Here is a 20,712-nt window from a genome sequence, read left to right on the forward strand (position 1 = left end):
GATTATTATCTTTAATCACTTAACCTTTATTCATACCAAAGATGATATGGGTGCATCTCAATGCGTGAATAAAGCCAAAAATTTATCGCTTTTAGGCAACAGCTCCGGAAAGCAACAGGCAACAGGGAATAGAGAATAGGGAATAGGGAATATATAGGAAAAAAGTATTTTTGCAAATATGAGATGCACCCGATGATATGATAGTTAAAACTTATTTTTGATGATATTTTATGCACAATCAAGAACCACCCAAAATTATTAAACAACGTCTGCAATATCAAGGCAGAAAATTTAACTTTGACGTTAACTATATGCGTCTACCCAATGGAGTTGAAGGAGACTGGGAATGTATTCGTCATCCGGGAGGAGCTTTATGTATTCCTGTTACTTCAGATGGAAAATTAGTCTTAGTAAAACAATATCGATTTGCTATTAAAGATAGGATTTTAGAATTTCCAGCAGGTACAATAGAAGAAAATGAAAATCCTGCTGATACTATCAAACGAGAAATAGAAGAAGAAACAGGTTATCGCGCTCATAAATGGCAAAAATTAGGAGAATTTCCTCTCGCTCCTGGATACTCGGATGAATTTATTTATGCTTTTTTAGCAGAAGATTTAGAAAAATTGGAAAGTCCACCAGCGCAAGATATTGATGAAGATATAGAAACAGTTTTAATGACGCCTCAGGAATTAGAAAAGGCTATCTTTGATGGAGAAATTGTTGATGCTAAGTCAATTTGTAGTTTATTCTTGGCGAAACCATTTTTATCAGGAAATAAGAAGTAAGAAGGAAGAAGGGGTTTAGTTATCTAGGCGATGAGTTATCTATAGCAGAAGGAAAAAGCTTGGGTTGTCTGAATGTTAAGTTTTTGATATTTCCTAAGCTTTGCTTCGAGTGCTATCTTAACCAAGAATTTAGTATCAATGCCTGAAAATTGGTATTAAACTTAAAATTAAATTTTCATCTTTCCTTTTCCTTTGAACAAAGCAAGCAAATAACAAAAATGAAGACTGTAAAGGAGTACTGATAACTGAAATGACCTCTCCTGAAAAATAAGAGGATTAACTAAAAAGACAAAAGAATGATTTTTTTCGTGAAAATGAGAGACTTAAAGCCTGAAATAATTAATCATTAATAATTTTGTTAAATCGAGATTATAGCTGAATTGGAATTACTATAAACCTAAGCATTCGACAGGAAATGCTTACCTACAAACAAAAATTTTCTAATTAACAGTAAACTTAAAATTATAGCAATCTAAGGAGAAATCAAAAGCTTAAAATTAAGACAAGGTAAGATTTTTCCTTCTTCCTTCTTCCTTCTTCCTTCTTCCTTCTTCCTTCTGCTATAACAATAAAATTAAAATAAATGTCTAACTTAATTCTCTTTTGGCATCGACGCGATCTACGCATTTCAGATAATATCGGACTTACACAAGCATCTCAACAAAATCAAAAAGTAGTAGGTATATTTTGCCTTGACCAAAATATTCTCAAACGAGACGACATTGCCCCCGCAAGAATAACCTATATGATTGGTTGTTTACAACATCTACAAAAAAGCTACCAAGAAATAGGAAGTCAACTATTAATACTGTCAGGAAAACCTGCCGAAGCTATACCAAAATTAGCAACTTTTCTAGAGGCAAAAGCAGTATATTGGAATCAAGATGTTGAACCTTATAGTAGAGAACGCGACCGCCAAGTTACTGAAAATTTAGAAACAGTAAATATTCAAGTAAAAACATTTTGGGATCAACTCCTTCATTGCCCAGAAGAAATATTTACTTCTACTAATAAACCCTATAGTGTCTATACCCCATTCTGGAGAACTTGGAGCGGCAAAAAAAAATCTAACCCAGTCAATACTCCCCTACTCAAAGGGTTAACTGAAGAGCAACTTCAACAAACCCAAAAAGTAGGAGTTATTGACTTACCCACTGCAAAAGAATTAGGATTTAATTGGGAAAACCCACTCATTCTCGAACCCGGAGAAACTATAGCACTAGAAAAATTAGAAACATTTTGCCAAGCAGCAATATACTCATACCAACAACAACGAAATTTCCCTAGTATTGATGGTACATCCCAACTCAGTCCTGCCCTAAAATTTGGTACTATTGGTATTCGGACCGTTTGGGCAAAAACTCAAGAATTAATAGAAAATTGTTCCAGCGATGAAGCATTTGAAAATATCGAAACTTGGCAAAAAGAAATCGCATGGCGCGAATTTTATCAATATGTTATGTACCATTATCCCGAACTAGAAACAGGTCCTTATCGCCCACATTGGAAAAATTTTCCCTGGGAGAATAATGAAGCATATTTTTTGGCCTGGTGTGAAGGTAAAACTGGTTATCCTATTGTGGATGCTGCCATGCGTCAGTTAAATGAAACAGGTTGGATGCACAATCGTTGCAGAATGATAGTCGCTAGTTTTCTGACCAAAGATTTAATGATTAATTGGCAGTGGGGCGAAAAATATTTTATGCAGAAGTTGATAGATGGAGACCTTTCTGCAAATAATGGCGGTTGGCAGTGGAGTGCGTCGAGTGGAATGGACCCAAAACCTTTGAGAATATTTAATCCTGCATCTCAGACACAAAAATATGACCCAGAAGCAGAATATATTCGGGAGTGGATGCCAGAGTTACGGAATGTGGATACGAAATATTTAGTTACTGGTAAAATTCCAGCGGATGAACGAGAAGCTGTAGATTATCCTGCACCTATTGTTGACCATAAAAAACGACAACAAATATTCAAGTCACTTTATCAGGAGCAAAAAAATTGATTCAGAATATCTTTAGGTTACTTTTTCCTAAATCAACCTGATTTATTAATTAATTTGAACTATTCATCTATGGGTAGTTTCCATTGTAATGGCTATCTATTGTGATTATTTTTAGTTAAGTACAAAAAACAGTGTGAGCATCTTGCTCACTTGAAGCGCTATTGTTAATCCTCATCTACAATTACGCAAGTAGGACTACCCATTTGTGTACTTATAACTTACCTAAAAATAAATCAGGTAGTTCTCCAATATTTTTTGCTCTAGCTAGTTCAATGCGGGGGACATTTAACCAGAACTCTTCCATCACCGTCATAATAATTTCTGCTCGATTGACTGAATTGATGCCTAAATTATTGAATCTATCAGTTTTGCCTAGAGGAACTTCTTCTAATTCTGGTGCTATTTCACAATTATACTTCTTGAATTAACTGCAATATTTTTTCTTGATTCACAGTTTCGTCCTAGTCTATTAGCTTTTTATTTTAACTTTTAAATTATTTTCATGGGTGACTTTTGTTTCGCTACCTTATCAAGTATTGAGCATAACTCTTGCTGCAAGTTTTCTTGTAAATTACAGAGTTATTGGCATTAGGATAACCATTGCCAAGGTTAATTTTTTCCCAATTCCTTTCCCGATCATACTCACAAAAAAAAATAGTTCACCGCAACGCCGTCTTACCTCAGCTTTTGACCTGGATAATACCAGGTGGGTTCCTCGGCTCAAGTTTAAAGTTTCTGAGTACAAGCTCAGTTTACTGCCACTTAAACATCTAGGTCCCGATGTTTTTTGATTTGTAGGTCAAAAAAACATTTTTGGCAGTCACCAACGTCGCAGTAGAACCTAGAAACTATTATAGCGGTTATTTTTTTTCTGTCATCCCCTATGAGGAAAGTCAAAAGTCAAAATTAAAAAGTCAAAAATTAAAAGTTATAAATTGGACCCTTGACTTTTTATCAAAATCATAAGGGTCGCGCAACTCCGCCTTAAAAGGCGATCAGGTTTTTGGAGAGTTTCTCAAATCCCCTACTTCCCCTCCCAGGAGAGGAGGGGTTAGGGGTGGGTTAACTTCTGTACGGGCGAATGGCCATTTGCTAACGCAAAGCTCCGCTTTATATGTTGCGGAGCAAAACGCCCCTACTGACTTCTGACTTCTGACGCGCGTTAACTCTGCCAGATACTTTCAATTTTGTGGGCGATCGCCTCAGCTTTCTGACTGCACTTGGTCGAATTTTCCTCATGTACCAATACTGTTACATGACCCAACTTTCGTCCTGGACGAGATTCTGTTTTGCCATACCACCAAACCGAAGCATTAGGAATTTGAGCTAATTGTTGCCGTTTTGTCAAGTAGTCATTTACCGCAAATTCATAACCCAATAAATTCACCATCACTGCGCCCCTACACTTAAGAGCGGTACTACCCAGAGGTAGACCACAAACAGCTCGTAAATGTTGTTCAAATTGAGAAGTCTCACAAGCATCCAAAGTGTAATGACCAGAGTTATGAGTTCTAGGAGCAATTTCATTAATTAAAACTTTTTTATCTTTAGTAATAAATAATTCAATACCAAATACTCCCACAACTTCTAAACTATTTAGGAGAGTTTGAGCGATCGCCTGAATTTCTTTGACTAATTCTAAATTTTCATCACATACAAAAACCCGCCGACAAACCTGATTTTCTTGTTGTGTTTCTACTACTGGGTAAACTTTAATTTCACCAGTCACTGAACGAGCAGCAATAATTGCTACTTCTCGGTCAAAAGGGATAAATTCTTGAATGAAAATATTTGGATTTCTCTGAGATTTTAAACTATTAATATCGTGAATAACAGAAATACCATGACCATCATAACCATGACGACGTGCTTTAAATACTAGAGGAAATTTTATTGCTTCAGCTTCTATTTCTGACTCCCAAAATTTTGGCACAGGTAAACCTAAATCTTGTAAATAAGATAACTGTTCATATTTATCTAATAACGGCTTTAACGCAGATAAGTTAGGACGAAAAATCACATTTTTTGTACTCAGAAGCGACAATTCATCTATATTAATAAACTCATTTTCAAAAGTAATCACATCACAAGTATTTGCTAACTGAGCAGTTGCCCGAGCATCATCAATTTCTGCCAAAATAGTATCTTTTGCTATAGATACTGCCGGGTCATTTTTTTCAGGAGTTTGAATAATTAAATCTACTTCCAATTTTTTAGCAGCATCCGCCATCATCCATGCCAACTGACCCCCACCAATGACACCCACTCGCTGAATTTTATTTTGGTGTTTTTTTGCCTTTTCAGTACTATTCATTTTGATTGTAAATTCAGTTTCAACTTTTGTATTTTATAGCAGAAGAAAGAAGGAAGTAAGGAAGAAGGAAGAAGGAAAAATCTTGCGTTATCTGAGTTTTCAGCTTTTGATATGTCCGCCCTATTTGCTTCGATTGCTATAACAAAATAAAAATAGTTTTTATCAGTTTCATTAATCTATGGCAATCCTATTTCAGTTGCGGGCAAAAATATCTTTAGGAAATAGGGAGTAGGGAATAGAAAAGAAGAAAAACAACTATACCTCAGTAACTTGGGAAACGCTATATACAAAACAGGAAGCTTTAACGAAGTCAGAAGTCAGAAGTTAACCCACCCCTCACCCCTCCCAGGAGGGGAAGTAGGGGATTTGAGCTTCGCTCCAAAAACCCGATCGCCTTAAAAGGCGGGGTTTTAGACCCACATTATTTTGATAAAACATTACAAATTAATTTCGTAGGTTGAACAATAATTTTTAAGAAAGTTTTAGATGATTTTTACTCTTTTTTACCTTATTTTTTGGTAATTATTAATTATTAATTGTTGAACACCTAACATATTCTTCTGCTTTTAAATCAGCTCTTAATTTTTTTTCTGCTTCTACTTCATCTAGTTTTGATTGTTCGATAAACTCATAAAATATTGCTTTTTCAATCTTGGGAAATGTAGGGCTAATTTCAACCTCAACATATTTTTGATTTTGCAGTTGATAAATTAGTAAAACTTCTCCATCATAGCGCCAAAATTCTGATATTTCCATGCTGGCATAAAGATTAAGCTTATTAATATCGGTATGAGTAAGATCAACTTCTACTACTAAATCAGGCGGTGGATCTTTAGTTAAATCAATTTTTTTCCCTGCCACCTTTGATTGATTTTGAATGTAATAACAATTGTCAGGTTCTGCACCTCTGTCTAATTGTGGATAATTCAAAGTCGTCGAACCCAAAGTTTTGATTTTCAAACCCATTTCAAAAACTAAAATTCTGATAAATAAACCAATTATTTCTCTAGCAAATTCATGTTCTTCCAGAGGCATAGTAATTTCCAATATTCCTTGGTCATATATAATTCTGGCAGTGCGATTTTCTCCCAGAGCTTCAATAATTTTTTGGTACTTCTGCCAATTCAAGTTATAGAAAACAATTCTTTTTTCAGGAATAGTTAGAGCAACAGTATTAATCATTTTTTTTCCTATCAAACAATTTTGTCCCCATTTCAGTCATAGCTGAAAATACTAGATAAAAAATCAAAATACTTATACCGATAAGAAATGGTACTAAATCATCCGGCATTTGTTAATTCCTAGTCAATTTTATCCACCGATGATAACATGAATAACGTTTCGCTACGCGATATGTTGGCGGAGCATTCTAAAGGAAAACCCTGAACCTTGCTTCAGAAGTATCTCTATCTATATAACAATTCCCAAGAAGCGTGAGGTACAAAATTCTGGGTGCATCTTAATGCGTGAATAAAGCCAAAAATTTATCGCTTTTAGGCAACAGGCAACAGGGAATATATAGGAAAAAAGTATTTTTGCAAATATGAGATGCACCCAAAATTATTTTATTTTAGGGAGTATTGAATAATTAATAATTAATTATTAATTATTAATTATTACTTATCCTTGAAAAGAAGAGGATTGACGCGGAGCGTGAAAATTTTTTCTTGTTTCTCCTTTAAAGAAGAGGCTTTAAACCTTAATTATTCGGTAAAAAAGAAAAACAACTGTACCTTGGTAACTTGAGAAACGCTATATTTCAGGTCATAACTATGAACATTATCAACTTTATCCTGATTTTTATTGTGCCTCTAATTGCGATGAGCTTGATTATTTGGCGCTTTTATCTAGATCGGGAGTAGGGAGTAGGGAGTAGGGAATAAAAAAGAAGAAAAACAACTTTACCTCAGTAACTTGAGAAACGCTATATTTCAGGTAATAACTATGAGCATTATCAACTTTATTCTAATTTTTATTGTGCCTCTAATTGCGACTAGCTTGATTATTTGGCGCTTTTATCTTGAACCGAAAATAACTATGTTTGATGATGATAAAAGGGTGAATAATTTCCGTAATATGGATCTGGTTTTTCCCAGTAAAATTATTCATCGTTCTACTCAACCCTATAATTTTCAGGAAAATTTATATGACCTGAATACATCTTATCAATTTCAGGGTGAAACTCGGACAATCAAAGACTTTTTACAACGCACAGGCAATACAGGATTTTTAATAGTTAAAAATGATGCCATCGTTTATGAAAAATATTCTCAAGGTTATACAAAAAATGACAAAAAAACTTCTTGGTCTGTAGCAAAGAGTTTTATTTCTGCCTTAATAGGTATTGCGATTAATGATGGTTATATTGAAAGTATTGATGATTCAATTACAAAATATATGCCAGAGTTAAAAGCATCTGGATATAACAATGTACCAATTAAGCATATTCTACAAATGTCTTCTGGAATAAATTTTAGTGAAGCATACGAAGATGATAATTCTGATATTAATAAACTTTTGTATAAATTATTTTTGTATATGCGACCGATGGATAAGGTAATTTTAAATTATCCTGCTAAAGAACCATCAGGTAATTACTTTGAATATATAAGTTTGAATACTCAGATATTAGGTTTATTGTTAAGGCGAGTCACTAAACAAGATATTGTCAGTTATTTAGAAAAGAAATTATGGCAACCAATGGGAGCTGAATCAGATGCTTATTGGTTAACTGATAATTATGGAACTGAAGTAACTTTTTGTGGGATGAATTGTACTTTGAGAGATTATGCAAAATTTGCTTTAGTTTATTTACATAATGGGTATTTTAACGGGCAACAAATTATTCCTAAAAGTTGGGTGAAGGAATCAATAATACCCGATAGTCCTCACTTACAACCAGGGGCGACAGATGAGCTTTATTTTAAGTGGGGTTATCAATATCATTGGTGGATTCCTGAAGGTTCAAATGGTGATTATTGTGCGACTGGTGCTTGGGGACAATACATTTATATTCATCCAGAAAAGAATTTTGTTGGGATAAAAACTGGTTCTAGTAATAGTATTTTGAGGACTATTGATGATGTGGAAACTGTTGCTTTATTTCGGGCGATCGCTGATGAGTTAGATTAATGAAATAGGGGACTGAATAATTAATAATTAATAATTAATTATTAATTATTAATTATTAAATAATTCGGGCATTGAAGCCTCCCCTTTTAAGGGGAAAAAGCGGTCGTTTTGCTGGCGCACAACTCCGTTAACGCTACGCGACATGTTTGCGGAGCATTCCGTCAGGAAAAAGCGGAGCACACCCGTTGGGTGGGATGGATGGGTTTCCTAACAATATCCAATCGACCAAGAGAAAAGAGAATATTCCTTATATTAAATTCCGTAGCGGTTTTAACCAGAGGTAATTATCCATTATCCATTATCCATTAATGAAATGTGTTTTAAGTTTTAGTTATAGGTTTTAGTTTTTAGTTTGAAAATTTTAAACTTTGTCATTAATTTCTGACAAAAAAGAAGAAAAATTTTTTCTATAAATTTACGAAATTTCAATCTTTTTAGCTCTTTTGCTCAATTTTGTAATATTATAAGTAGTGATATAATCTATAGCTATTTTATTGCTTAACAAAATTTTGAAGCTGCAAATACCTATGATGTCGTTTTTTGGGGAGCGATCGCTCTTAACTTATTTTTAGATGAATGACTAATTTTCCTCTCTTCATTTTTCGATGGGTTGATAGATTTGCCGTTTTGTGATATTGGAGTTTTTCTTTATACAAGATAAGATACCAATACTTAAATTTTACCAATACTATTGTGAAACGCTGTCCCCCTAATTGGTTGAATAAAAAATCATGCGTGTATACGAACAACCCCCACTTTTTAAATCGGATCGCGAGTTTTTGGGAAGTGCAAGGGCAAAAATCTTTGCAACGCGGTTTTTTGGAGCTTGACAGAATGATTTTTTTCCTCTCTTTTAGCCTCAGCCTATACTTATCTTATATAGATATAGAAGAAGAGGACAATTATGCTGTTTGCGCAGCATGACCAAAAAATAAGGTCTCAAACCTCCCCTTGGCTGCGCCGCGAGCTACCGCTCTACAAGGGGATGAAAAAAAATAAAGTTCCATATTTCAAGCCTCTGACTTTCCTACGGAATGCTGCGCAAACAAGCAGAGGTACTGATAACTGATAACTGAAATAACCTAGGAAAGTAAAAATTCTGCTTTGTCTAAGTTTTAAGCTTTTTGATAAGCTGTAGCTGTTTTGCATTTAAACCATATATCCAATTTTTGTCAAAGGGAATATAGAATCTAAATGATTCAAAAAACAAAAGGAAAATAGCAGACCGGAAAAATACTAAAATGACAAGCAAACCACCCGGAAACCCACATTGTTAATGGAGATGTTTGTATTATCCCAGTCACGATCAGCGCTCCGACACCACCAGGGATAGTCATTCCAACTGCCGCCACAGAGCACTCTTAACTCACTATTTTCGTTATTTTCCCAAGTACTGTCATCAGTGGACACACCTTCATAGCTATTATGCCAAATATCCTGACACCACTCGTCTACATTCCCATGCATATCATATAAACCAAAAGCATTGGGAGGAAAACTTCCCACATTAGTAGTCTGTTCTCGATATAGACCTTGAGGCGCATTGCCATAAGTAAAATTGCCATTGTAGTTAACTAAATCAGTCGTAATAGTAGGGCCAAAATAAAAAGGAGTAGTCGTACCAGCGCGACAAGCATATTCCCACTGATTCTCACTGGGTAGTCTGTAGCTTTTCCCAGTCTTCTGAGATAGCCTTTGACAAAATTCTGTAGCCTTATGCCATGTCACTCTCTCTACTGGGCGGTTTCCTCCTTTAAAGTAAGAAGGATTTTCCCCCATAATGACTAAATATTGGTCTTGAGTAATGGGGTATTTACTCATACAAAAAGGTTGAATAGTTACTTGACGCTGGGGACTTTCTTTATCAGTTCTTCCAGCTTCGTTTTTCGGTGAACCTATGAGAAAACTACCACCAGGAATATAAACCATTTCTAATTTAATACCATTACCTAAATCTTCTATTTTTTGCCTCGCATTTCTCTGGGTGCGCTTGATGATTTTGCCAGAGTTGTTGACCGTCACAACCTCAAAAGTAAACCTTTCTCCTTTTGCTACTTCTTTTGTAAATATTGGAAATTTTGTAAATATTGGAAATTTTTTTTGCTTGTAAATAGAGTTGATTTTTTTTTGATATTTAGGGTTAACAACCGATAATATCTCTCCTACATTTTGAAACCTTTTCTTAGTCGCTCCCATAATCATTTTATCTAACAGTTGAGCAACTTCATCACTGACAGTAAACTTTAAATATTCTCGCCACACCCATTCACCTTCACTCACATCAAATAAATCAAAAGGTTCTACCTGAGTTAATAAATGAATAGAAGTCACGCCCAAACTATAAATATCGCTAGCAAAAGTTGCTTTTCCTAATGCTTGTTCTGGTGCAGCATATCCTGCCGAACCAATTACAGTTCCTGTCACAGCTAAAGCAGTCTTTGTTGCATATTTAGCTGCCCCGAAATCTACTAATAATAATTGGTTATCTTTCCTTCTCCTAATGATATTTTCTGGTTTAATATCTCGATGAATTACCTGTCGAGAATGAATAAATTCTAATACGGGCAATAAACTTTTTAATAACTCCCAAATTTGCCTTTCATCAAAAGTTCCTGACAACTCTAATTCCTGTTTTAAATTTTGCCCGTCTATAAATTCTTGCACTAAATACTGTCGGTTATCCTGAGTCAAATATGCCAAAAGTTCGGGAATTTGTGGATGTCTACCTAAACTATCTAAACGTTCAGCTTCTTGGGCAAATAATGAGGCAGCTTTTTCTAGGTTTTTGGTTCCTTGAGCTTGAGGAAAAAATTGTTTAATTACACAAAAAGGTTTTGATGGTCTGTACTCATCTACAGCTTGAAAAGTTCTACCAAAACCACCTTGCCCAATAATTTTTAGAGCGCGATAACGTTCGACTAAAATTAATTTTTCACCGCAGCTTTGACAAAATTTTGTTTCTGGTGGGTTGGTTTTTAAACAATCTGGGTTTAGGCATTGGCTCATGGTTGCTCTCCTGATTTTATCTTCTTAGTTTCTACTTCTTTCTACTTCAATACAATTCCCGATAGGTAGTAATGTGAAATATTTTAATGTTTACTACTAAAGATTGATAGGGAAATAGGGTGATGGGGTGATGGGGTGATTGGTGTATTTGCACAATTTTTTGTATTTCATATCAGGATAATAAAAAATATGGAGATATCTGTTTTATTTGTTGGTAGGGTCATTTCAGTTATCGGTTATCAGTACCCCTGCAATAAGGAGGCTTGAAATATGGAATATTCTATTTTTTTATCCCCTTAAAAGGCTATGCTTTATAAACATCTTTTTTAACATAAAACGTAGACACTATAGACAAGTTATATGTAGGTCTTGGAGGGGCTTTTTTAGGAGGAAAGTGTATTTCAAAATACATTTTTTGGCGAACTGTAGACAAGATTTTTTTCCCCTACGCTCCCCACAAGGTTTTCAGGAGTTCCTGATCAGGGATAGTTCAAAGGGGAGGCTTTAGACTACAATTTTTCGGTAAAGATTTTCTCAACCTAATATTAAAAGTTATCTTGGTTTTGTGATTTGGAGTAAAAACAGGTTCTGTTCAACAATTAATAATTAATAATTACCTCTCCTTGAAAAGAAGAGGATTGACTAATCATGAAAAATTTTTCTCTCTTGGTCCATTGGATATGGTTAGGAAACCCATCCATCCCACCCTACGGGAAAGCTGCGCTAACGACCGCTTGTTTCTCCTTGTAGAGCGACAGCTCGCGACGCAGCCAAGGAGAGGCTTTAAACCTTAATTATTCGGTAATAGGATTTATAGAAGTATTAGACTATGTAGAAACAATTGCTTTATTTCTAGTGATCGCTGATGAGTTAGATTTGGATTAATTAGATTAGGTTTTAGGTTTGAATAGTTTGGATGAAATTAGGAGGATGTCTAATTCAGTCTTAATTTATAAATATGAATATTGGAAGATACACAAGTTATCCTCATATTTACTACTTATTCTAAGTTTTATTTATCTATATAAGGCTTTGAGTTTTAAAATTTTAAACTTTGTCATGGATTAATGACAAAATCAAAGAAAAAATTTTCCTATTTTCTCACGAAATTTCAATCTTTTTAACTCTTTTGCTCAATTTTGTAATATCATAGGTAGTTATATAATCTGTAGGCGTTTTATTACTTAACAAGATTTTGAAGCTGCAAATGCCTATGATGTCGTTGTTTGGGGAGCGATCACTCTTAATTTGCTTTGAGATGAATGACTAATTTTCCTCTCTTCATTTTTAGGCTGGTTGATAGATTGACTGCTTTGTGTTGACATCCTCCCCTGCCTAAAGGTGAGGGGATTCCCACATCACTGTGAGACTTTCCTCTTTCGTCGAGTCAACTTACTTGCCTGAGTTTCCTCATTCAAGCAGAGGTCGTTCTCTCCAGAGGCGTCACTTTCCCTGTGCCCCAGGGTAGTTGCTAATTCTCTTAATGCTGATTGGAGTATGTTGATTGCTGCATTCTCGTCCCTGTCGGCAACATAACCACAGTGTGGACATTGATGAGTCCTGGTGCTGAGAGTCTTCACAACAGTTTCACCGCAGCTTGAACAATTTACAGAAGTATATGCAGGTTCTACTGCTACTACAGGCACACCATAGACTCTGCCAAAATACTCCAACCATTCTCTAAACCTGTACCATGCTACATCTGCTATAGACTTCGCTAACTTATGGTTTTTCATCATATTACGCACTTTCAGGTTTTCTATCGCTACCAAGTCGTTAGACTGTATGACGCGCTGTGCTAACTTAACTGCCCAGTCGTTACGTCTGCGTGAAACCTTTAGATACGCTCTGCCTAACCTATTTCTTGCCTTAATTCTGTTTTGAGAACCTTTTTGAGTACGAGATAAACGACGTTGTAGTTTTTTGATTTTTTTCTCATCTTTCCTCAAAAATCTCGGATTCTCGATTTTTTGGCCCTTAGAGTCAGTGTAGAAATGATTTAAACCTAAGTCTATTCCTAATTGCTGTCCTGTGAGATTTTTCTTCTCCTCTCTAGTATGGTCGAGCAAGAATTGAGCATAGTAGCCATCATGCCTTCTGACAACTCTGACTCGTTTGATTTGATTGATTTGATAGAAATGAAGGTTTCGACTACCCCAAAGCTTAAAAGTACCTGCTCTGAAGCCGTCAGTAAAAGTTAAATAGCGTCTATCTTCTGATATTTTCCATCCGCTAGTTTTGTATTCTACCGAGTCTCTAATTTGGTATTTTTTAAACTTGGGAAAACCTCTCTTGGTGCGCGTTCCCTCTCTTGGTCGGCGTTCCCTTGCGACTGGCGTCGTCGCGGGTTCCGACCGCTTGCGACTGCCGTCGTCGCGGGGTCGCACCGCCTTCTTACCAGCAACATTAGCTTTACAGTTTCGATAGAATCTTTCTATTGCTGCCCATGCTCTCTCAGCATGAGCTTGTCTAGCCATGGAGTTGAGTTGCTTTGTCCAGGGAAATTCAGGATTGTGTGCTAGTTTTGTACAGTATTTGTAGGCATCGTTACGACTATGAATTTCTCTATCTATCCATGCTCGGATAATGCTATTGCGCACAAATCGACCAGTCCTAATGGCTGAGTCTAGCTGATTATACTGGCTTTGTGTGCCTTGCAACTTCATTTCATAGATGAGCATAGAAATGTTTTATCTTTTAATGCTACGATAAAACCTTACTACACAGTTGAGCATATCTGCAACTAGATATATGCATTAAAAAGTCTCCCTCAAAGGGGGAGGCTTTCAACCCAATTTTCCGGTAATGAAAAGAATTTTCTATATTTTTAGGTGGGCAAGTGTTTATGCTAAATCTAGCAACCTCAAAAATTTGGTCTTTGTGTTGATTCAAAAGTCAATAGCATGGGCGAACAACTCCTTATAAATAAATATAATCGCAATTTTAGAGAGAATGCAAGGCAAATCCTTAGTTGATTTTTTTGGAGCTTCACAGAATGAAATTTACCTCTACTGAGGGTAGGCTTCTATATATATTAGGTAGAAGTTAGGTGGCGATCGCGAAGCGGAACGGAGTTCTATCGCTGTGATGTTTATCAGAAAGAATTAGGACTACAGACAATACGGAAACCAAAGTAGTTGTAACGAAAGACGCGCCCAAAGTAACTGACGCGAATGGCAGAACGGCAGAACTCAGGATTATCGTACCAAGAACCACCTCGCATAGGAGAACTATCTATGTCCCTATCCTGCCAAGCACTACCATCATTAGGCGCACCCTGATAATTATCGTGCCAAATATCCTGACACCATTCACACACATTACCGTGCATATCATATAAACCAAAAGCATTGGGAGGAAAGCTTCCTACATTTGTTGTTTGTTCTTGATATTTACCTTTAGGAGCATCTCTATAAGTATAGTTACCGTTATAGTTAACTAACTCAGACGTTATAGTTTCTCCAAAATAAAATGGTGTGGTTGTTCCTGCTCGACAGGCATATTCCCACTGACTCTCACTCGGCAAACTGTAAGTTTTTGTTGTTTTCTGGGATAGCTTTTGACAAAATTCTGTGGCGTTGTACCATGTTACAGTTTCTACAGGGCGATTTCTGCCTTTAAAATGAGAGGGATTTTTATCCATAATGATTTGATATTGTTCTTGAGTAATAGGATATTTACTCATATAAAAAGGTTGAATAGTAACTTGATGTGGCGGACTTTCTGTATTAAATCTTCGTTCTTCGTTTTCTGGGGAACCCATGAGAAAACTTCCCCCAGGAATATAAACCATTTCTAATTTAATACCATTACCTAAATCTTCTATTTTTTGTCTGGCATTACGGGGGGTGCGGTTGATTATTTTGCCAGAGTTATTGACAGTTACTACTTCAAAAGTAAATATTTCTCCTATTTCTGATTCTGGTATTGATTCTGGAAATGTTTCTGGTGGAGAAGTTTCATTAATAATGGGTGGTGCTGTTAATTTTTGAGATATTTGTAGTGGAGGGGTAAACTTTTTTTCTGTTGGATAAGTTTGGTTGATAACCGACAATATTTCCTCTGTATTTTGAAACTTTTTCTGAAAATTAGGCAACAAGAGAACGCGGAAACCCAAATTCATAATGCAGTTGTCAACATAGTTGTTAAAGCGGAAAGCACTCCGACAATGGTTAGGATTATTGTTCCAACTACCACCACGGATAATTCTTTGATTACTATTTTCTCCTCTTTCCCAAACACTTCCGTCATTAGGAGCGTCATTATAATTATCGTGCCAAATATCTAGACACCATTCCCAGACATTGCCGTGCATATCATATAAACCAAAAGCATTGGGAGGAAAAATTCCTACATTTGTTGTTTCTTGTAGATAATTACTTTTAGGAGCTTTGCCATAAATATAGTTGCCATTGTAGTTAGCTAACTCAGACGTTATAGTTTCTCCAAAATAAAAAGGGGTAGTTGTACCTGCGCGACAAGAATATTCCCACTGACTTTCACTGGGTAGTTTATAAATTTTCCCAGTTTTTTCAGAGAGTCTTTGACAGAATTCTGTGGCGTTGTACCATGTCACATTTTCTACTGGGCGACTTTTCCCTGTAAAGTTAGAAGAATTTTCTCCCATAATTGCTTGATATTGGTTTTGAGTAATGGGGTATTTACTTATATAAAAAGGTTGAATAGTAACTTGATGTGGCGGACTTTCTATATCGTATTTCCGTGGTTTATTTTCTGGGGAACCCATGAGAAAACTTCCTCCAGGAATATAAACCATTTCTAATTTAATGCCATTACCTAAATCTTCTATTTTTTGTCTGGCACTACCAGGAGTACGGTTGATTATTTTGCCAAAATTATTGACAGTTACTACTTCAAAAGTAAATATTTCTCCTATTTCTGATTCTGGTATCGATTTGAGAAATTTTTGTGGTGGAGAAGTTTCATTAATAATTGGTGGTACTGTTAAATTTTGAGATTTTTGTGGTGGAGGGGTCAACTTTTTTTCTGTTGGATAAGTCTGGTTAATAAGCGACGATATTTCTCCTGTATTTTGAAATTTTTTGTTAGTTTTACCCACAATCATTTTATCCAAAGAATTTCTTACTTCCGAGGTATACCAGACAATCCGAAAACCTTTGCAGTAGATAAGGTTGTTGCTATAGTTGTCGTAACGTCTGGCACTCCGACAATTCCAAGAAGAGTTAGACCAACTACCACCACGAAGGACTTTTATGTTACTATTTCCCGCAGTTTCCCAAGCACTTCCATCATTAGGCGCACCATCATAGTTAATGTGCCAAATATCCAGACACCATTCCCAAACATTGCCGTGCATATCGTATAAACCAAAAGAATTTGGAGGAAAACTTCCCACATTAGTTGTTTCTCCTCGATATTTATCTTTAGGAGCTTTGCCATAAATATAGTTGCCATTGTAGTTAACTAACTCAGACGTTATAGTTTCTCCAAAATAAAATGGTGTGGTTGTTCCTGCGCGACAAGCATATTCCCACTGACTTTCACTGGGCAGTCTATAAATTTTCCCAGTTTTCTCAGAGAGTCTTTGACAAAATTCTGTGGCGTTATGCCATGTCGCTTTTTCTACTGGACGGTTTCCTCCTTTAAAGTTAGAAGGATTTTCTCCCATAATGGCTTGATATTGATTTTGAGTAATGGGGTATTTACTCATATAAAAAGGTTGAAGAGTAACCTGATGTTGAGGACTTTCACTATTAAGTCTTTCAACTTCTTTTTCTGGGGAACCCATGAGAAAACTTCCACCAGGAATATAAACCATTTCTAATTTAATGCCATTACCTAAATCTTCTATTTTTTGTCTGGCATTACCAGGAGTACGGTTGATTATTTTGCCAAAATTATTGACAGCTACTACTTCAAAAGTAAATATTTCTCCTATTTCCGATCTGAGAAATGTTTGTGGTGGAGAAGTTTCATTAATAATGGGTGGTGCTGTTGATTTTTGAGATATTTGTGGTGGAGGGGTAAACTTTTTTTCTGTTGGATAAGTCTGATTAATCAGAGACAAGATTTCTCCTGGATTTTGAAATCTTTTGTTAGTCGCCCTGACAATCATTTTATCCAACAAATTTCCTACTTGATCACTCACTTTCGACTTTAAATATTTTCGCCATATCCACTCACCTTCACCCACGTCAAATAACTTAAAAGGTTCGACTTCAGTTAATAAATGAATACAAGTTACGCCCAAACTATAAATATCGCTAGAAAAGGTTGCTTTTCCTATTGCTTGTTCGGGAGGAGCATATCCTTCAGAGCCAATAATAGTTCCTGTCACAGCTAAAGCCTTCTTTGTCACAAATTTAGCTATACCAAAATCTACTAATATAATATTATTCTCTGGCGAGCTTCTAGCTCGCACTGGATAAAGTTGATTATTATTTTTTCTCCTAATAATATTCTCTGGTTTAATATCTCGATGAATTACCTGTTGAGAATGAATAAATTCTAATACGGGCAATAAACTTTTTAACAACTCCAAAATTTGTCTTTCATTAAAAGCTCCTGACTCTTTTAATTCCTGTTGTAAATTTTGTCCGTCGATAAATTCTTGTACTAAATATTGTCGGTTATCTTGAGTAAAGTATGCCAAAAGTTCGGGAATTTGTGGATGTCTACCTAGAGTATCTAAACGTTCAGCTTCTTGAGCAAATAATAGAGCAGCTTTTGATAAATTTTCTGTTTTTTGTGATTGAGGTAAAAATTGTTTAATTACACAAAAAGGTTTTGAGGGTTTAAATTCATCCACAGCTTGAAAAGTTCGACCAAAACCACCCCGCCCAATAATTTTTAAGGCGCGATAACGTTCGACTAAAACTAATTTTTCATTGCAACTTTGGCAGAATTTGGTTTCTGGTGGATTAGATTCTAAACAATTAGGATTTAGGCATTGAGTCATTTCAGTTATCAGTTATCAGTTATCAGTTATTAGTAGTTCGTGCAATAGGGAGGTTTGAAACATTGAAGTTTATTATTTTCATCCCTTTAAAAGGGGAAACCTGAGACATTATTTTTGTTATACTCTGATTTTATCTTCTTAGTTTTTAATTATAACTATCACGATTGTAAATATCTAGTTTCTGCCATAGAGCTGAGTATTTCTTTCCTAAAGTAATACTTTCAGATTGATAAATTTTAGCTATAAAAGTTGCTGGTCTATTTCAAGCAAATTTTTCTATTGTTTCTAGAGTTTTGATAATTTTTTCTGTCATTACTTCACTGAAAAAATTAGTATCAGTACTTTCATACTTTAGTTCAGCAAGCTATATAGCTAATATGTGATACCAATTCTCAAAAACTTTGCTATACTTGAATCTTATATTTATAAATACTATTTATTGACGTAATTTTATTGTTAACTAACTTCTGTGATTTTTCCAGTTATTTTTACCACCTTCCAAGGGTAGCATTACTTTTGAGAAATGGTATGATAGAAATTTTTCGTCCTAAATTTAAAATCTTGCTTCAATTTATGTCATTTCAGTTGTCAAAGTTTTTATAACTTGATTTTTTCCCAAATATCAGTCTATCAAGAAAATAATTTATGACTTTTTTAGATTGGTTTGATAATGTTTTGTTTTTTAGAGAAGAGAATTTTTACAAAAGTTTTTTATAAGTTTCACTAGCAGCTAATATTATCTAATCGCTTCCAGTTCAAGAGTTAAATATGGGCAAAATTCTAGTTCTATTTTAATATTACCTTTCGGACACTGAAATGAACGATAATTATATTGATATCCTCTATACTCTTCTGGTAAATAATCAACATAAGTTTTGACTTTTAGTTTTTCTTTGCACCAATAATTATCGCCAATTTTTACTTAATTTTTTCCCAAGAATAAGTCAATTTAAAAAAACGATTTATATTGAACTTGGCTTGATAATGTTTTGTTTCTCAGAGAAGATAATTTTCACAAAAGTTTTTTATAAGTTTCACTAGCAGCTAATATCATCTAATGGTGATTTATTACTGAAAAAAATTAGCATAAAATATCTAGCATTTTCCAAAGTAGCTACTAATTTTTATATACTTCAATAACCAGTATTTTCATACTTCAGTTCAGCAGTCTACATAGCTAATATGTGAGAGAAATTTTTCGTCGTAAATTTCAAATATTGCTTCAACATAAGTCAAAGCTTTAATAACTTGATTTTTTCCCAAATATTGGTCAATCAAGAAAATAATTTATGAGTTTTTTTAGCTTGGTTCGATAATTTTTTGTTTTTCAGAGAAGATAATTTGACAAAAGTTTTTTATAAGTTTCACTAGCAGCAAATATCATCTAATACCAATTTGAAAAAAGAATGCTACAAAAAGGTAGATATTGATCGGATATGCTTAAAAATAGCTGCTCCAGTTCATTTGAGATAGTTATCTCTATCTTTTTTCCCTTTTTTTCAATATTTACCCCTTCTTCCTTCTTCCCTCTTCCTTCTTTTGTACGGACTATGCAACGTCCCTACCATTTGTAACAAATATTTATCAAAATGGTATAATCGCTTCCGGTTCAAGAGTTAAATATGAGCTAAATTATAGCTCTATTTCAAGATTAGCTTTCCCATACTGAAATGACCGAGAATTATATTGATATTCTTTCATAGTTCTCTGGTAAAAAAAATCAATATAACCTTTTGAATTTAAGTTTGCCTTTCCACCAATAACTATCACCAATTTTTACTGATTTTTTTCCAACAATAAATCAATAAATCAAACAAATTATGACTTTTTTGTGATTTGTTTGATAATGTTTTATTTCCTAGAGAAGATAATTTTTACAAAAGTTTTTTATAGCTTTCACTATGACGAATATCATCTAATGGTGATTCAAGTTAAACAGTTAAATATGAGCCAAATTCTAGTTCAATTTCAATATTAGCTTTCGGATACTGAAATGACCGATAATTATATTGATATCCTCTATACTATTCTGGCAAAAAATCAACATAAATTTTGACTCTCAGTTTGCCTTTACACCAATCACTATCACCAATTTTTCAAAGTTTGCATTCTATTTCTTCACTCACAGATTTCCATTTACTGCTATTTAAGTTGATAAATACTTTATTTTCAAGATAAAATCCTCTATTTAATTGGTCAAAAATCACCATTGATTTATTCTGCTTCAAAGAAATTTTGCTTCTGAGTTGTTCAGAACATAGTTCCTTAAACCTACCAACTGTAAATGTATCTTTCTCAAATAACAAAACATCATCGTCATTTTTAAGTAATTGAAAATTATCACTCATATTAACCAACTCATCTAAACAAGCAATCCTTACTATATCAACTATCAAATTAACTACCTACACTGATTTTTAGTGAGACTTTTATACTTTATTTAAAATTTAACTTTCTCTTCTTGATAACTAATACCAAATCTGGTTATTATAGACTGATTATAAGGTAAGGCATAACATAGATA

The 20,712-nt window shown here is 34.6% G+C and carries 10 protein-coding genes and 1 other RNA gene; 3 read left to right on the forward strand and 8 right to left on the reverse strand.

Annotation, left to right across the window (positions count from 1 at the left end):
* Positions 1–230 precede the first annotated feature (230 nt).
* Both F6K15_RS02600 and F6K15_RS02605 read left to right on the forward strand, forming a co-directional pair.
* A complete protein-coding gene (locus F6K15_RS02600; RefSeq protein WP_293056677.1) occupies positions 231–788 on the forward strand; it encodes an NUDIX hydrolase in 558 nt (185 codons plus the stop codon).
* A gap of 583 nt (positions 789–1,371) precedes the next feature.
* On the forward strand, positions 1,372–2,796 hold the full coding sequence (locus F6K15_RS02605) for a deoxyribodipyrimidine photo-lyase, 8-HDF type (protein ID WP_293056679.1): 1,425 nt from the start codon (positions 1,372–1,374) through the stop codon (positions 2,794–2,796).
* A gap of 211 nt (positions 2,797–3,007) precedes the next feature.
* Here the strand turns inward: F6K15_RS02605 and F6K15_RS38045 are convergent, their stop codons facing one another.
* From F6K15_RS38045 to F6K15_RS02620, 4 genes are all read right to left on the reverse strand, one after another.
* A complete protein-coding gene (locus F6K15_RS38045; RefSeq protein WP_363267201.1) occupies positions 3,008–3,199 on the reverse strand; it encodes a phosphopantetheine-binding protein in 192 nt (63 codons plus the stop codon).
* Between the two features lie 252 nt (positions 3,200–3,451).
* Positions 3,452–3,637, reverse strand: a non-coding RNA gene (gene ssrS, locus F6K15_RS02610) — 6S RNA.
* A gap of 321 nt (positions 3,638–3,958) precedes the next feature.
* Entirely contained in the window at positions 3,959–5,110 is a 1,152-nt protein-coding gene (locus F6K15_RS02615; protein ID WP_293056681.1) for a 5-(carboxyamino)imidazole ribonucleotide synthase, read from the reverse strand.
* Between the two features lie 525 nt (positions 5,111–5,635).
* Positions 5,636–6,292, reverse strand: a complete 657-nt coding sequence (locus F6K15_RS02620; protein WP_293056683.1) for a Uma2 family endonuclease — start codon at positions 6,290–6,292, stop codon at positions 5,636–5,638.
* Between the two features lie 762 nt (positions 6,293–7,054).
* Between F6K15_RS02620 and F6K15_RS02625 the strand changes: the two genes are divergently transcribed.
* Complete coding sequence (locus tag F6K15_RS02625; protein ID WP_293056684.1) at positions 7,055–8,242, forward strand: serine hydrolase; 1,188 nt, start codon at positions 7,055–7,057, stop codon at positions 8,240–8,242.
* A gap of 1,236 nt (positions 8,243–9,478) precedes the next feature.
* On the opposite strand, the gene F6K15_RS02630 is transcribed toward F6K15_RS02625, so the two are convergent.
* From F6K15_RS02630 to F6K15_RS02645, 4 genes are all read right to left on the reverse strand, one after another.
* Positions 9,479–11,248 (reverse strand): bifunctional serine/threonine-protein kinase/formylglycine-generating enzyme family protein, encoded by a 1,770-nt coding sequence (locus tag F6K15_RS02630; RefSeq protein WP_293056687.1) that lies wholly within the window; start codon positions 11,246–11,248, stop codon positions 9,479–9,481.
* A gap of 1,358 nt (positions 11,249–12,606) precedes the next feature.
* Positions 12,607–13,929: a transposase gene (locus tag F6K15_RS02635; RefSeq protein WP_293056689.1), complete on the reverse strand. Its 1,323-nt coding sequence runs from the start codon at positions 13,927–13,929 to the stop codon at positions 12,607–12,609.
* A 413-nt stretch (positions 13,930–14,342) separates the two neighbouring features.
* On the reverse strand, positions 14,343–18,188 hold the full coding sequence (locus tag F6K15_RS02640) for a bifunctional serine/threonine-protein kinase/formylglycine-generating enzyme family protein (protein ID WP_293056691.1): 3,846 nt from the start codon (positions 18,186–18,188) through the stop codon (positions 14,343–14,345).
* Positions 18,189–20,284: 2,096 nt separating this feature from the next.
* Positions 20,285–20,584 (reverse strand): hypothetical protein, encoded by a 300-nt coding sequence (locus tag F6K15_RS02645; RefSeq protein WP_293056693.1) that lies wholly within the window; start codon positions 20,582–20,584, stop codon positions 20,285–20,287.
* Between the last annotated feature and the right edge of the window lie 128 nt (positions 20,585–20,712).

Source organism: Okeania sp. SIO2B3 (assembly GCF_010672525.1).
Lineage (GTDB): Bacteria > Cyanobacteriota > Cyanobacteriia > Cyanobacteriales > Microcoleaceae > Okeania.

Bases quoted from the DNA above. Each gene is read 5' to 3' on its own strand.
- F6K15_RS02600 (WP_293056677.1), top strand. From the start codon at position 231: ATGCACAATCAAGAACCACCCAAAATTATTAAACAACGTCTGCAATAT.
- F6K15_RS02605 (WP_293056679.1), top strand. From the start codon at position 1,372: ATGTCTAACTTAATTCTCTTTTGGCATCGACGCGATCTACGCATTTCA.
- F6K15_RS02615 (WP_293056681.1), bottom strand. From the start codon at position 5,110: ATGAATAGTACTGAAAAGGCAAAAAAACACCAAAATAAAATTCAGCGA.
- F6K15_RS02620 (WP_293056683.1), bottom strand. From the start codon at position 6,292: ATGATTAATACTGTTGCTCTAACTATTCCTGAAAAAAGAATTGTTTTC.
- F6K15_RS02625 (WP_293056684.1), top strand. From the start codon at position 7,055: ATGAGCATTATCAACTTTATTCTAATTTTTATTGTGCCTCTAATTGCG.
- F6K15_RS02630 (WP_293056687.1), bottom strand. From the start codon at position 11,248: ATGAGCCAATGCCTAAACCCAGATTGTTTAAAAACCAACCCACCAGAA.
- F6K15_RS02635 (WP_293056689.1), bottom strand. From the start codon at position 13,929: ATGCTCATCTATGAAATGAAGTTGCAAGGCACACAAAGCCAGTATAAT.
- F6K15_RS02640 (WP_293056691.1), bottom strand. From the start codon at position 18,188: ATGACTCAATGCCTAAATCCTAATTGTTTAGAATCTAATCCACCAGAA.